Consider the following 12,730-nt stretch of genomic DNA (forward strand, 5'->3'; position numbering starts at 1 on the left):
ATTCCAATGTATTTATTTGTGCATAATCTACAAATAGAAATCTTGCATTTTTTTGTTTTCGTGGTACAATAGTCGTGAAGTATGATTAGGGAGGTGCAAATAATGGCTTATAAAATCGGTGAAGAATGTATCAGCTGCGGCGCTTGCGCGTCTGAATGCCCGGTTTCCTGTATTTCTGAAGGCGACGGCATCTATGTAATCGATGAAGCTACCTGTGTGGACTGTGGCTCCTGTGCGAGCGTGTGTCCCGTTGAGGCTCCGAAACAGGCGTAATTCTACGTTTGCTTCCAGTAGTGTTTACATCCAAACCTGCGCGTTGCGCAGGTTTCTTTTTTACGTGCATTCTTTAGCGCCATGCGCGGTATCTTAATGGAAAGGCGGGTATATGGAACAGTTGGAGCCGCGTATTGAACCGCTTGGCAGAGGCGTGCAGGCATATGTTACATCGGCGCACGGTTTTGGCGCAGATGCAGTTCTGCTGGCACGATTTGCCGCTCCGAAGCCGGGCTGGCGGCTGGCGGATCTATGCAGCGGTTGTGGTATTGTTCCCCTGCTTTGGTGCCGCGATGACCCGTCCTGCACAGCGGATGCCTTTGAACTGCTGCCCGAAGCGTCGGCGCTTGCACAGCGTTCCGCAAAGAAAAACGGTTTTACGGGTCTGCGGGTGTTCACACAGGATATTTGCACGTTGCCTGCAAATTTTGCAGGATGCTACGCGCTCGTCACCTGTAACCCGCCATATCGTGTGGTCGGTGCGGGGCGGACGAGTGAGATACCTGCCCGAGAGATCGCACGCGGGGAGGTGGCTTGCACACTGGAGGATGTGGTGCGGGTCGCCGCCCGCCTGTTGGCAGGAAAAGGGCGGTTCTGCCTGTGCCATCGCCCGACACGGCTGGCGGAATTGTTTGGTTTGCTGAGAAATGCACGGCTGGAGCCAAAACGCCTGCGGCTGGTACAGCAACGGGAAGATGCTCCGCCATGGCTGGCGCTGGTGGAGGCGCGAAAAGAGGCGCGCCCTGGTTTGGAGGTGGAACCTGTGTTGTGCTGTGAGCGGCACGGGACGTTTTCGGCGGAATGGCAAGAGATTTATCAAGACTTTTGTCCGTGAGACCCGCATGGCGGGCGTTAAACGGATCATCATAACAAGGCGGGCGGACGGAGCGCCGCACACAGGAGGACAGGCATGTCAGGAACGCTTTATCTGGTGGGGACGCCGATTGGGAATCTGGGGGATTTTTCACCGCGCGCAGTGGAAACACTTGCGGCTGTGGATTTCATCGCGGCCGAGGATACACGGGTCACACTGCGCTTGCTCAATCACTTTGAAATCAAAAAGCCGATGCTCAGTTATTATGAACACAATAAGCGTGCACGCGGCGGAGAGATTCTGCGCCGATTGGAGGCGGGGGAGAATTGCGCATTGGTAAGCGATGCGGGGATGCCGTCCATTTCCGATCCCGGCGAGGATATGGCGGCGCTTTGTGCAATGCATGGCATACCGGTGACGGTGGTGCCCGGTCCTTGCGCCGCGATTACGGCGCTTACCCTGTCGGCGCTGCCTGCCGGGCGGTTTTGCTTTGAGGGATTTTTAAGTACTGCAAAAAAAAGCCGACGGGAGCATCTGGCTGCTCTCGTCGGGGAAGAACGCACGATGATTTTTTATGAAGCGCCGCATAAACTGCGTGCTACACTGGCCGATCTGCGCGTGCAGTTTGGTGATGATCGTGCGATTGTGCTTGCGCGGGAACTGACCAAACTGCACGAGCAAGTGCAGCGGATGACGCTTGCGGAAGCCAACAAGTATTACGAGGAGAATAATCCGCGCGGAGAATACGTTTTGTTGTTGGCGGGTTCCCCACCCGCCGTGAAAGAGCCGGCGGCGGGTGATATGGAGCAGGCACGTGCGTTGGTGACAGGGTATATGGAGCAGGGGATACCACGTGTGGAGGCGGTCAAGCGAGCCGCTAAAGAGGCAGGGGTGCCGCGCGCGGAATTGTATAAAGCGACACTGTAGGCTGTGTGATGCTCATGCAAGACGTTCCAAACCGCTTTCCCTGTCAGGTGCTTCACGGTGCAGGCGGGAAAGGGTCATATGGATGGCACGGAATGTTTTTTCCGCCATGGCATAGACCATGCCGAGAGAAGCATTTTGCAGCATGAGGAACGGCGCCAGCCCGCTTTCTGCCGCGATGCCGGTGATGGAAACGTCCCCAACGGGTGGCAAGTCTTTTCCCAGCCCGCTGCCGGGGCGGACGGGTGCGCGTGACATGCCGATATAGCCCACATATTGCGCGCCGCCAACGCTGGCATCCACCGCAATGACCAGCGTACGCGTGGTGTCGATCTGGGCGAGCGCTTCGGGGAGTGTGAGTGCGTGTACTGGCTTTTCAAATGTGCCAAACAGGCGGAAACCCGTTTGGGGCATTCGGGAGAGCAGATGCCCGGTCAGCGGCCCGTAGCTGTCCCCAGTGGAGCGATCCGTGCCAATACAAACAACTGCGGTCTGCTCATATCGTTTGTCCACCCCACGGATCAGCCTGTAAAGCGTGTCATCCAGTTTCCACTGTACAAACCGTTCACGCGTATCGAAATAAACCGTTTCCAACCCTTAGCCCACCTTTATCCTGCTTTTTTACGCCGTTGTCGAGATGGCGTATTCATCCTGTAGGCTGTCCTTTTTTACAGCGCAGTAAAAGTATTGCCAAAAAACCTGCCCTTAATCCGTAAGCAGAGAAAAGAGCGACGCTCCGGTTTGCACGAAGCGCCGCAAGTGCCTTTTCAACTCTATGTAAGCAATAGATAGGCCAACGCCATCATCAGATATTGGTCGCCATGATCCTTGTAGAGCAGATAAATGATGAGCATGAGCATGATCTGTTCCGAATCGAGTGCAAAATGGAATGGGAGTTCCGGTGCATGATTCGCGGAAGCAGGGGATTCCGCAGCTTCCGGTGGCTCATCATCGGCGGAAAATGACGGCGTGTCCTCCGCAAACGCGGGGGAAGCCTCCCTGCTTTGTGTAGGCTCCCCTTGTGTTTCCTGCGGTGCCGGAGGCTCGAGGGGAACCCCCGCATCCTCCAGTGTCCGTCTTGCACGCGCCTGCATGTCACGCACCCGGCGGATGGCCTCCTGCTGCATCCTCAAAAAGTCCTGTTCGTTTCTTGGCTCCCTGTCCGCCATGTCCTCTCACCTCACAGGAAATGCTGCTCGCGTAGAAACGGAACCAGATGGACAAGCCGCAACATACGCACGGCCTCGTCTATCCGTTGTCTGCGACGGTCACTGAGGTTGGGTTTGAGCGCGATTAAAAATGCTACGCGCGGGTCGTCCTGCCGCACCAGAGACATGGCCTGCTGGAGTTTAACAAGCAGGCCGGGGTCGAACGGCAGCCCGCCTATCCCGCCGGAGGAAGCCTGTGAATCCGACTGTGCGGGCTGTTGCGCTACGGGCTGTGCCGGGGCGGCAGGCGGTTCCTGCTGTGCGGATTGAGCCTGTTGATTCTCACCGCCGTTTCCGCTTGAGAGCATCCCGATGAGCCCTTGCAGTTTACTCATACTTTCAGGATTGGAAAACAGGGCAGATAAGGTGTTTGAAAGGTCGTTATCGGCCATTTTTCCCCCCTCCAGTCAGATCGTCATAAAATCGTTTGGCCTGCGGGTTGTTTTTCAACATATCTTGAAGTACCTGTGGATTGTTGAGCGCCTGCTTGGCTTTTTCACCGCCTACGCGGTTCAAAAGTTCCTGCGCCGTTTTCGAGTCCGAGAGGGTTGTTTTTAGTTTGTCGGGGGAAATGCCCAGTTTTTTGCTCGCGATCTGGAGCAGGCGATCGATGTCTTGCTGGGTCGGTTTTCCGTTCTCGTTTGCCATCTGCGCGGCCTCCTTCTTTACACTCCGCTTGGGGTGTCTGCTTTACAGTTTATGCGGGGTTTGACTGCAAAATGACTTTGTACTATTATTACTTTATGGTGTTTTGCCTAAAACCGCTACAAAATGGGATTTGCAAAGAAAATTAGATTGTAAGAGGGGGCGGAATGATGCATCACTTGGAAAACTGGGAGAAAACACTGCGCGGCCTGCTGCACGGGCGTTTTGCTGCCGCGCACCTGTTTTGCCTGGAAGAGGTCGGCTCGACCAATGCCTTTTTGAAAGAACGGGCGGGCGAAGAGCCGGGAGAGGCCATCGCCATTGCACGCTCACAGACAGCCGGCGTCGGTCGGCGCGGGCGGGTGTTTTCTACCGTGCCAGGTGAAACGCTGCATCTGTCCTTTCTGCTCCGCCATCTGCCGGATGGGTATATACCGATTTCACTTGCCGCAGGGCTTGCGGTGCAGCAGGCGCTGTTTGCGCTTTGTGGCACGGGTTTTTCCCTGAAATGGCCAAACGATCCGCTCGCGGACAATCGGAAAGTGGGCGGTATCCTCTGTGAGGTTGTCCCAGGCGGGGTTATCTGCGGAATTGGTATCAATCTGCTCGTTTCAGCAGAATTTTTTACAGAACACGGCCTGCTGCATGCTGCTTCTGTCCAAATGGTGAAAGGGTGCGCACCGACACCGGAAGTGTTGGCAGCAGCAATTGCTGAAAAATTGGAACTGGTGCTTGCCATGGACGCAAGAACAGCTCTTACCGCTTACGCGGCGCATTGCGCGACGTTGGGTGTGCCGGTGCGGGTGCTGAGCGGAGACGGAACGGTGATTGAAGGCATAGCGGACTGTATTACGCCGCTGGGCGAATTGGTGGTTCGCACGTCCACCGGGCGGGTAACGGTGCGTGCGGGCGATGTGTCGGTGCGCGGGAAAAATGGGTATGTGTGACCCGGTTTGAGAAAAGGGCGTTTAAAAGCAAATTTTGTAATATATGATCGAATATATACCGAAAGGAATCGAACAACATGAAACTGGGAATCGTCGGTTTGCCCAATGTAGGCAAAAGCACCTTGTTCAATGCCATCACCAATGCGGGGGCGGAGTCTGCAAATTATCCATTTTGCACCATTGAGCCAAACGTGGGAGTCGTGGCGGTGCCGGACGAGCGCCTCACCGTGCTGACTAACATGTACCATGCAGTCAAGACCACCCCCGCCGTTGTAGAGTTTGTGGATATTGCCGGGCTGGTGCGCGGGGCATCCAAAGGCGAGGGGCTGGGCAACAAGTTTTTGTCCCATATCCGTGAGGTGGATGCCATTGTTCATGTGGTGCGCTGCTTTGATGGCACTGACGTAATCCATGTGGAGGGCAGCGTCGACCCGGTGCGGGATATGGAGACTATCAATCTGGAACTGATTTTTTCTGATCTGGAGATGGTGGAACGCCGTCTGGACAAGGATAAGAAACTGCTCAAGGGCGACAAAAAATATGAAGCAGAGATTGCATTGCTGGAACGGGTAAAAGCCGCGCTGGAAAACGGGCTGCCCGCGCGCGGGGTGGAGCGTACACCGGAGGAGGACGCGGTGCTGGCCGCCGTGGCGCTGCTTTCGGAGAAACCGGTGATCTATGCCGCAAATCTCAGCGAAGAAGATTTCAAAGCCGGTTATGAGAAAAATCCGCACTTTTTGCGTTTGCGCGCACAGGCGCAGGAAGAAGGTGCGGGTGTGCTGCCTATCTGTGCGAAAATTGAAGAAGATCTTTCCTCGATGGATGATGAGGAAAAGGAACTGTTTCTTGCCGATCTGGGACTGGAGCAGTCGGGTTTAGACCGCCTGATCCGCGAGAGTTATGCGCTGCTGGGGCTTATCTCCTATTTGACGGCGGGCGAGCCGGAAGTGCGGGCGTGGACCATTACCCAGGGAACCAAAGCGCCGCAGGCGGCAGGCAAGATTCACACCGATTTTGAACGGGGTTTTATCCGTGCGGAGGTGGTGGCGTATGATGATTTGGTGCGGTGCGGCGGTATGGCGCCGGCAAGAGAAAAGGGCTTGCTGCGCAGTGAAGGGAAAGACTATGTGATGCAGGACGGCGATGTGGTGTTGTTCCGGTTCAATGTTTGACCGTACACATCTGCCGCCGCGTGTTTCGGATGCTGCCTCTGTGCGGGTGTCCATCAACTATGAGGGCAAACGGATATGGAAAAATTAACATTCACAATGGAAAATTATCTCGAGGCCATCTATGAGCTTTCTGGGGATGGCGAGGGCGCACGGCTGTCGGATATTGCCAAGCGGCTGGGTGTGACCAAGGCAAGCGCAAACAGTGCAATGTCTACGCTTGCGCAAAAGGGTCTGATCATCAATGAAAAATACAGAGAGATCTTCTTAACACAGGAGGGCAGGAAAAAGGCAGAGACCACCTCCGGTAAACACCATACCATTCGGCGTTTTTTTGTTAATGTCCTGCATATCGACCCGTTAATTGCCGATGAAGACGCCTGTGCCATCGAGCATGTCATCAGCACGGAATCTGTCGAGGCGATGCAGGACTTTTTGCGGCAGCAGCCAGTTATCAAAGACACCGGAGATGAAAATAAATAAGGCGTAGTTGAACGGCTTTTCTCTTTCGGTGACCTCTCACCTTCTTTCAGCGGTTGAATAGACTGTATCGTGCACTTGTAACAAATGAAAGTAAAGTGAGGAATTATTGATGGGAACTTTTGAACCATATACGGAAGGGCATTACCAGTCGGCTGCGCAGGTGGCAAAATCCGCGCATGACATGTATATGCAACAGCCGGTCATGCCATCGGCATCTGGGATGCAAAGAAGTGCAGGTACTATGCCGTCTGCACCGATGGCTGGAATGACAGCACCGCAAACAAATCTTACCACGGGAATGCCGGGCAGCGCGATGACTGCGCAGCCGCAGCAGCCGGCTGTTATGTCGGGGATGCAGGACAATATGATGGGGCGGTGCCGTCTCTCGACGCGCAATATCATGCGTGGCAGGGTTGCGAGTGTTACGCCGGGTGCCGTGAATGCCATTGTGGTGGTTGCTGTTGGCGGAGGACAGTCCATGACAGCTGCCATTACGATGGATTCTCTGCGCGATTTGGGACTGCGCGTCGGATCACAGGTGACCGTCGCTGTTAACCCCAATGCTGTGTTGCTGATTGGCTGATACATTCTCCCGCATGTCTATTTTTTAGAAAACATACCATACCACACGGTGTTTATGCAGCAGAAAACAGAACACAATTAACAAATGCGTATTTACATTTTTACGCAAATGTGCTACAAATAAATATGAGTGCATAAAAGGGTCGAATCAGCTCGGCCCTTTTGCGTTGTAGTCGTTTGTGAAAATGTGTGCTGGAAAACAAAAGATATGCAGCATTAAAGAAAAGGGTTATTGTATGAAACATGTCGTAATTATTGGAGCGGGTCCGGCCGGTTTATCCGCAGCAGATGCGTTGCTGCGCGCAGTCGACATGCAAGTGACAATCTTTGAGGAAACAGGGGAAATTGGCGGTATTTCCCGCACAGTTAATTATCATGGAAATCGGATGGATATTGGAGGGCATCGATTTTTCTCCAAAAACAGCGAAGTTATGGATTTTTGGCAGAAGCTGATGCCGGTTCAGGGCGCGCCTGCGTTGGACGATAAACTGCTCGGACGCGAAAAACCGTTGGTAAAGGGCGGCCCAGATCCTGAAAAAGAAGATGTTGTGCTTCTGCTGCGGCATCGGGTGTCTCGCATCTTCTATCTGCGCAAATTCTTTGCATACCCGATCTCGCTTAAATTTGAAACGTTTGCCAATATGGGCCTTGTACGGACTGCCAAGGCTGGCTTTGGATATATCGCGAGCGCCTTGCATAAGCGGGATGAAAAAACACTGAAAGATTTTATGATCAACCGGTTTGGCGTGCCGCTTTATGAGATGTTTTTTGAAGATTATACGCAAAAAGTGTGGGGACGCAACCCCAGCGAGATTTCTGCTGACTGGGGTTCGCAGCGCATTAAAGGGCTTTCCCTTTCTAAAGCAGTGCTGGCGTTTTTCAAGAAGTTTTTTTCCTCCAATAAATCCATCGACCAGAAAGATACAGAGACCTCACTGATCGAACAGTTTCTATATCCAAAGCGCGGACCTGGACAACTGTGGGAAACATTGGCGGATAAGGTGCGTGGGGCGGGCGCTGAGATTGTGATGGAGACGAAAGTGACCTGCATCCATACAGAAAATGGTAAGGTTGTGTCCGTACGGGTGGAGAAAGACGGCCAAACGCGCGATGTGCCTTGCGATGAACTGGTGTCATCCATGCCCATCAAAGATTTAATGGAAGCCATCGACGCAGAAAAACCGGAGGAACCCGCGCGTATCGCCGCCAATCTGCCGTATCGCGATTTCATCACAGTGGGCCTACTGGTCAACCGCCTCAAGCTGAAAAACCAGACCGATATGAAAACAGTATCCAACATCGTACCGGACTGTTGGATTTATATTCAGGAACGCGATGTGAAAATCGGGCGTTTACAGGTGTTCAACAACTGGTCGCCGTATATGGTGAAAGATCTGAAAAATACCGTATGGGTGGGTCTGGAATATTTCTGCAACGAAGGCGATGAACTTTGGAACATGTCGGATAAAGATTTTATTGATTTTTCTATTGATGAACTGGCCAAAATCGATGTCATTGACAAACAGGATGTGCTGGATGCGGTGCGTATCCGTGTCAAAAAAGCTTATCCGGCGTATTTCGGTACGTACAGTGAATTTCCGAAACTGCGTGCATATCTCGACACGTTCCCCAACCTGTATTGTGTAGGGCGCAATGGCCAGCACCGCTATAACAACATGGATCACTCCATGCTGACGGGTTTTCAGGCGGCCAAGTTAATCGCGCAGGGCAGCACGGACAAGACGTCTTTATGGGATATCAACACGGAAGAGACATACCATGAGCAGGCGGGAAAGAAATCCGACTAAGAATCTTTTCTATGCAAATAAAAGCCGCTGGACCTGTTTCGGGCTTGGCGGCTTTGTGTGCTGCTTGATTGATCAAATGCGCTTGTTTGACAAGGGGATATCCTTGCCAAACCGTTTTGCTTGTGCTACACTGTTTGGGCGCTGGTGTACGGCGTGTGAAGTCGATCTGTGAAAGGACGGTATACGAATATGGAAATTGAAGAAAAACAGCCGTTGACATGGGAAGCATTCGTGCAAGGCCCGGTCGTGAATTTTTTTACGGAATATGGTCTGGAAAAGCTTACAGTGGACGATGGCAACGGCAATAAAGCCAAATTGGCCAAGCTGAAAGATTGTGGTATCAAAATCGAAAGCAGTTCTACCACCACGATCTAAACAGGCTGGTTCAGCCTTGACCGTGTTGTACATAGGGATGCTGCGCATAGAAAAGGACTCTTCGGGTAAAAATCCGGAGAGTCCTTTCAGCATTTATTGTAACGGTACGGCAGGGTAACCCAGCTTGGGTGCAAGACTGTCGGCGATGTATTTGAAGACCGGTCCGGCATCCGTACCGCCTGCCGTGCCGTTTTGCATCATAGCCGCGATGACATAGCGCGGATTTTCTGCCGGGTAAAACCCGGCAAACCATGTTTGATTCATGGCTTTGCCGTTTTCCACCCAGCCGGTTTGGGCAGTGGATGTTTTTCCGCCCGCGCCGCCGTAGACCGGCGCGGCAGGGCGCCCGGTGCCTTCCTTTACGGTGGTGATGAGAAACTGCTGGAGCTGGTTCGCGGTGGATGCCGAAAATACGCGATCGGGCGTGGCATTGCTGTAAGTTCTGGTGATTTGTCGATTTTTATCCACGCTGGCTTTCACCAGCCGCGGCATAGGCAAAAGACCGCCGGCTGCCACCGCGCTTACCATGCGTGCAACCTGTATCGGTGTCGCCATAAATGTGCCCTGTCCGATGGAGAAATTGGCCAAGGCGGCCGGGATGTCCAGTTCGCTGCTGCTTGGCAGATTGCCTGCCGAAGGCAAAAGTCCCAGAGCTAATTCATAGGTATGCCCGAAACCCAGGCGCTGTGCCATATTCAGCACTGTTTCCGCGCCGATCTTTTGCCCCAGTGTGATGTAGTAGATGTTACTGGAGTTGGACATACCGGTTGCCATATCCATCAATCCGTAACCGGATGTGTTTTCATCGTGAAATGTGCGGCCGGCGACCACTATGGAACCGTTGTCCTGTACACTGAAATTGGCGGATACCCCTGATTCGAGCGCTGCTGCTGCCACATTGATCTTGAAAACCGATCCGACGTTGAATGCGGTGAATGCCCGGTTGAGCATGGGGGAATTTGTTCCTTTTAGCGCTGCGGCGAGATTGTTTTGGTTGAAGGATGGATTGCTCACACTTGCGAGGATGTCACCCGTTTTCGGGTCCATCACCACCACCGCGCCAGCTTTTAGATATTTGTCTGCGGCCTTTTGAGCGGCTTGCTGTATGTCACGGTCGATGGTGAGCACAATGCCGCCTGTGTGGCTTTCACCCTCCTGGCGAATTTCGGGAGGCAGACCGGTCAGCGAACGTCCGGTAGCATCTACGGGAAAATCGGCATAAAGCGTCTGTGTGTTTTGTGCAAGCACGGCGTTATATGATTTTTCCAGTCCTGCCGCGCCGTTGCCGCTGCTGTCCAGATAGCCGATGAGCTGTGGGGCAATGTCACTGCCGCTATATCGCTGGTCCATCCGAACGACAAGAACCCCCGGTGCTTTCAGATTGGGAGTGTTGACACGGATGCTGAACGGCAGACGCGTACTGAGCTTTTTCTTTAAATCATCCCAATCTGCCACGTGTGGCGAGAGCGCGGCAAACTGTGTACTCGGATTTTTCTGGGGACGTACCACCGCAATATAAGCGGATTGCGTATTAACAAGCGAGTTCAGATTGGTGTCGTAAATAGTTCCCCGTTCCACGCCCAGCTTGAGGTTGTAACTGCCATGTGTCTGCGCAGCCTGTGAAATGGCACTGTCCGGCTGGGCGAGGCGCACCAGGCGCACAATGAGCAGCCCAAACAACGCGATGAACACGGCAAACAGACCGACCAGACGTTTGGATTTCATAAAAACCCCCTGTGTTGGCACATACAAATGAACGATGCCCCGCTATTTGCTAAACCAAGACGATACAGTGTCCTTGAGGCTCTCCCAAAGCTCCAGCGTTTTGAATTTCACCTGTATCTGCGGTTGGCTGCCTTGTTTGACGGTTTGATCTTCAGTGGGCGTTAGATTTTCAGCGAGCTTTTCTTCTCCCTCGGCGGACGGCAGGCAGAGCGGCGGGAAGAGTACGCACCACCAGTTGTGTCCTTTGGCCGCGCCAATGGTGATGCGAAGTGCGTCGTAATCCCCTGCGGGGAGCGTGACGTTACCATAAACGCGGGTGTTAAAATACATGTGTACAATACGCGCTTTTACCGGATAAGTATATCCCTCACGGTGAATCTCATCGCGTGCAATGGCTTCAATCTGCGGCAGGGCGGTGCGTGCTTCCGAAATGACTTGCACCTTGTTATCGGCATATTGGAACAAGGTTGCCGATTTTTCTAAAATGCGGTCGCGCACATGTAATTTTAATGACTGGTCGGCTTTGCTGTCAGAATTGGCGAGAATATGCAGCCGAAATACTTTCTGGCGGATATCACTGCTTTGTGCGGCAAATGCGGAGAAGTTAGCGGTCATCATCGCTATAACGGCAACTAAAAATCCAACCAGGATTGCTTTCTCAATTTTGAGCATATTTAAAATCCATCCTTTACCTTATGTCTGCTGAAAGTCTTGACGTAATTAACGGATGGTATACACATGTTTGCAAAAGCACATGATTTTTGCCGACCTGATTGTGGTTTGAGCAGGTGGTACGCTTTGAAAAGAAAAAGGAAAGCCTAAAAAACCCCATTCCGACCGGACGGTCAGAATGGGGCAGAGTATGGTTCCGGTTCGTCAAATGACGGAGGATTTCATCAGGATCTCTGGACAATGGGCTTGCAGTTCGCACTCCAGCGTGTGGGCGATAAGCGCTTGTCCTGCCCGATTCGGATGGATGCCATCAGTGCAAATCAACGGGCGAAAATCTGGCAATGCCAGAAACGCGCCGCGCAGATCGACCCAATAGGCACCGGTACGTCGGGCAACGCGCAGCACAGCGGCATTATAACGCTCATGCCACCAATAGATATGTGAGATACTTCCAAGCCATTTTAAAATCTGTGCTGCCATGACAGGGTCTCCGCCGCTTATCCGCTGGAAATACCGATCTGCATCAACGGGCGGGAGAGTCGACAGTACAGGTCTGATACCTTGCATACGCAGATCCTGCACGGTTTCAAGTAGCAGACGCTCGAAATCTTCTACCGTGGTGCTGGGCGTATGCTCCATGTGCGGCGCAGAGGCGATTTCTTTCCAATTAAAATCGCAGTCGTTTCCACCTAATTCAATAAAAACTAAATCTGGAGTTTCCTTTGCCAATTGCTTTTTTAAGCGGGGAAGTGCCCGCCCGATGGTGTTTCCAAACTTGCCCAGATTGACGATTGAACCATTCCAGTACTTTTTGAGGGTATTTACAAATCCGTTTTCGTCTTTGATGTGGCGGCCGCTTGCGTCATCAAACAGAACTCCCGCTGATATGGAGTCTCCACAGACGACTGCACGGCAGGGAATGGGAATGATGTTGTCCATTGGCTCACTTCCTTTTCAATCAAGCATAAGATGGTATGGATATGTATTTTCTAACTTTATTATAAGAGAATATTTGACAAATAGCAAATAGGCCGTTTTCTATTTTATGTCATCTGTATATGAAAAAGTGCAATTTGTCGAAAAACCTTTCAAAAAAGGATTGACA

Annotated in this window: 16 protein-coding genes; 9 read left to right on the forward strand and 7 right to left on the reverse strand. The window is 52.5% G+C overall.

Translation table 11 applies throughout. The features are described from left to right. Positions 1–102: 102 nt before the first annotated feature. The 3 genes from ABF463_RS11560 to rsmI all read left to right on the forward strand — a co-directional run bounded on the left by ABF463_RS11560 (position 103) and on the right by rsmI (position 2,014). Entirely contained in the window at positions 103–273 is a 171-nt protein-coding gene (locus ABF463_RS11560) for a DUF362 domain-containing protein (RefSeq protein WP_415533792.1), read from the forward strand. A gap of 112 nt (positions 274–385) precedes the next feature. Next, positions 386–1,108 carry a tRNA1(Val) (adenine(37)-N6)-methyltransferase gene (locus tag ABF463_RS11565; RefSeq protein ID WP_415533793.1) on the forward strand — a complete coding sequence of 241 codons (723 nt, stop codon included), beginning with the start codon at positions 386–388 and terminating at the stop codon, positions 1,106–1,108. Positions 1,109–1,183: 75 nt separating this feature from the next. Beyond that, complete coding sequence (rsmI, locus tag ABF463_RS11570; protein ID WP_415533794.1) at positions 1,184–2,014, forward strand: 16S rRNA (cytidine(1402)-2'-O)-methyltransferase; 831 nt, start codon at positions 1,184–1,186, stop codon at positions 2,012–2,014. 12 nt (positions 2,015–2,026) lie between these two features. Here rsmI and yyaC read toward each other — a convergent pair whose 3' ends face one another. The 4 genes from yyaC to ABF463_RS11590 form a co-directional block, all read right to left on the reverse strand. Beyond that, positions 2,027–2,605 carry a spore protease YyaC gene (yyaC, locus tag ABF463_RS11575; RefSeq protein ID WP_415533795.1) on the reverse strand — a complete coding sequence of 193 codons (579 nt, stop codon included), beginning with the start codon at positions 2,603–2,605 and terminating at the stop codon, positions 2,027–2,029. A 179-nt stretch (positions 2,606–2,784) separates the two neighbouring features. Further along, positions 2,785–3,180: a hypothetical protein gene (locus ABF463_RS11580; protein ID WP_415533796.1), complete on the reverse strand. Its 396-nt coding sequence runs from the start codon at positions 3,178–3,180 to the stop codon at positions 2,785–2,787. 11 nt (positions 3,181–3,191) lie between these two features. Further along, positions 3,192–3,611: a hypothetical protein gene (locus ABF463_RS11585; RefSeq protein ID WP_415533797.1), complete on the reverse strand. Its 420-nt coding sequence runs from the start codon at positions 3,609–3,611 to the stop codon at positions 3,192–3,194. Next, positions 3,601–3,867: a hypothetical protein gene (locus ABF463_RS11590; RefSeq protein WP_415533798.1), complete on the reverse strand. Its 267-nt coding sequence runs from the start codon at positions 3,865–3,867 to the stop codon at positions 3,601–3,603. Before ABF463_RS11590 ends, ABF463_RS11585 begins: the two co-directional genes overlap by 11 nt. A gap of 164 nt (positions 3,868–4,031) precedes the next feature. Between ABF463_RS11590 and ABF463_RS11595 the strand changes: the two genes are divergently transcribed. From ABF463_RS11595 to ABF463_RS11620, 6 genes are all read left to right on the forward strand, one after another. After that, positions 4,032–4,811 (forward strand): biotin--[acetyl-CoA-carboxylase] ligase, encoded by a 780-nt coding sequence (locus tag ABF463_RS11595; protein ID WP_415533799.1) that lies wholly within the window; start codon positions 4,032–4,034, stop codon positions 4,809–4,811. 77 nt (positions 4,812–4,888) lie between these two features. Continuing rightward, positions 4,889–5,983, forward strand: a complete 1,095-nt coding sequence (gene ychF / locus ABF463_RS11600) for a redox-regulated ATPase YchF (RefSeq protein WP_415533800.1) — start codon at positions 4,889–4,891, stop codon at positions 5,981–5,983. 75 nt (positions 5,984–6,058) lie between these two features. Beyond that, entirely contained in the window at positions 6,059–6,463 is a 405-nt protein-coding gene (locus tag ABF463_RS11605; protein WP_415533801.1) for a metal-dependent transcriptional regulator, read from the forward strand. Between the two features lie 109 nt (positions 6,464–6,572). Continuing rightward, entirely contained in the window at positions 6,573–7,046 is a 474-nt protein-coding gene (locus ABF463_RS11610) for a TOBE domain-containing protein (protein WP_415533802.1), read from the forward strand. Between the two features lie 235 nt (positions 7,047–7,281). Next, positions 7,282–8,853 carry an NAD(P)/FAD-dependent oxidoreductase gene (locus ABF463_RS11615; protein ID WP_415533803.1) on the forward strand — a complete coding sequence of 524 codons (1,572 nt, stop codon included), beginning with the start codon at positions 7,282–7,284 and terminating at the stop codon, positions 8,851–8,853. A 189-nt stretch (positions 8,854–9,042) separates the two neighbouring features. Next, positions 9,043–9,228, forward strand: a complete 186-nt coding sequence (locus tag ABF463_RS11620; RefSeq protein WP_415533804.1) for a hypothetical protein — start codon at positions 9,043–9,045, stop codon at positions 9,226–9,228. 93 nt (positions 9,229–9,321) lie between these two features. Here ABF463_RS11620 and ABF463_RS11625 read toward each other — a convergent pair whose 3' ends face one another. The 3 genes from ABF463_RS11625 to ABF463_RS11635 form a co-directional block, all read right to left on the reverse strand. After that, positions 9,322–10,953, reverse strand: coding sequence for a peptidoglycan D,D-transpeptidase FtsI family protein (locus ABF463_RS11625; RefSeq protein WP_415533805.1), 1,632 nt, complete (start codon positions 10,951–10,953; stop codon positions 9,322–9,324). A 42-nt stretch (positions 10,954–10,995) separates the two neighbouring features. Continuing rightward, positions 10,996–11,625 carry a stage II sporulation protein R gene (spoIIR, locus tag ABF463_RS11630; protein ID WP_415533806.1) on the reverse strand — a complete coding sequence of 210 codons (630 nt, stop codon included), beginning with the start codon at positions 11,623–11,625 and terminating at the stop codon, positions 10,996–10,998. A gap of 204 nt (positions 11,626–11,829) precedes the next feature. Beyond that, positions 11,830–12,564 carry an SGNH/GDSL hydrolase family protein gene (locus tag ABF463_RS11635; protein ID WP_415533807.1) on the reverse strand — a complete coding sequence of 245 codons (735 nt, stop codon included), beginning with the start codon at positions 12,562–12,564 and terminating at the stop codon, positions 11,830–11,832. Positions 12,565–12,730: the final 166 nt, after the last annotated feature.

This window comes from Ethanoligenens sp., from assembly GCF_047718355.1.
Lineage (GTDB): Bacteria > Bacillota > Clostridia > Oscillospirales > Ethanoligenentaceae > Ethanoligenens.

Coding starts and splice junctions, on each gene's coding strand:
- ABF463_RS11560 (WP_415533792.1), top strand. CDS start 103: ATGGCTTATAAAATCGGTGAAGAATGTATCAGCTGCGGCGCTTGCGCG.
- ABF463_RS11565 (WP_415533793.1), top strand. CDS start 386: ATGGAACAGTTGGAGCCGCGTATTGAACCGCTTGGCAGAGGCGTGCAG.
- rsmI (WP_415533794.1), top strand. CDS start 1,184: ATGTCAGGAACGCTTTATCTGGTGGGGACGCCGATTGGGAATCTGGGG.
- ABF463_RS11580 (WP_415533796.1), bottom strand. CDS start 3,180: ATGGCGGACAGGGAGCCAAGAAACGAACAGGACTTTTTGAGGATGCAG.
- ABF463_RS11585 (WP_415533797.1), bottom strand. CDS start 3,611: ATGGCCGATAACGACCTTTCAAACACCTTATCTGCCCTGTTTTCCAAT.
- ABF463_RS11590 (WP_415533798.1), bottom strand. CDS start 3,867: ATGGCAAACGAGAACGGAAAACCGACCCAGCAAGACATCGATCGCCTG.
- ABF463_RS11595 (WP_415533799.1), top strand. CDS start 4,032: ATGATGCATCACTTGGAAAACTGGGAGAAAACACTGCGCGGCCTGCTG.
- ychF (WP_415533800.1), top strand. CDS start 4,889: ATGAAACTGGGAATCGTCGGTTTGCCCAATGTAGGCAAAAGCACCTTG.
- ABF463_RS11605 (WP_415533801.1), top strand. CDS start 6,059: ATGGAAAAATTAACATTCACAATGGAAAATTATCTCGAGGCCATCTAT.
- ABF463_RS11610 (WP_415533802.1), top strand. CDS start 6,573: ATGGGAACTTTTGAACCATATACGGAAGGGCATTACCAGTCGGCTGCG.
- ABF463_RS11615 (WP_415533803.1), top strand. CDS start 7,282: ATGAAACATGTCGTAATTATTGGAGCGGGTCCGGCCGGTTTATCCGCA.
- ABF463_RS11620 (WP_415533804.1), top strand. CDS start 9,043: ATGGAAATTGAAGAAAAACAGCCGTTGACATGGGAAGCATTCGTGCAA.
- ABF463_RS11625 (WP_415533805.1), bottom strand. CDS start 10,953: ATGAAATCCAAACGTCTGGTCGGTCTGTTTGCCGTGTTCATCGCGTTG.
- spoIIR (WP_415533806.1), bottom strand. CDS start 11,625: ATGCTCAAAATTGAGAAAGCAATCCTGGTTGGATTTTTAGTTGCCGTT.
- ABF463_RS11635 (WP_415533807.1), bottom strand. CDS start 12,564: ATGGACAACATCATTCCCATTCCCTGCCGTGCAGTCGTCTGTGGAGAC.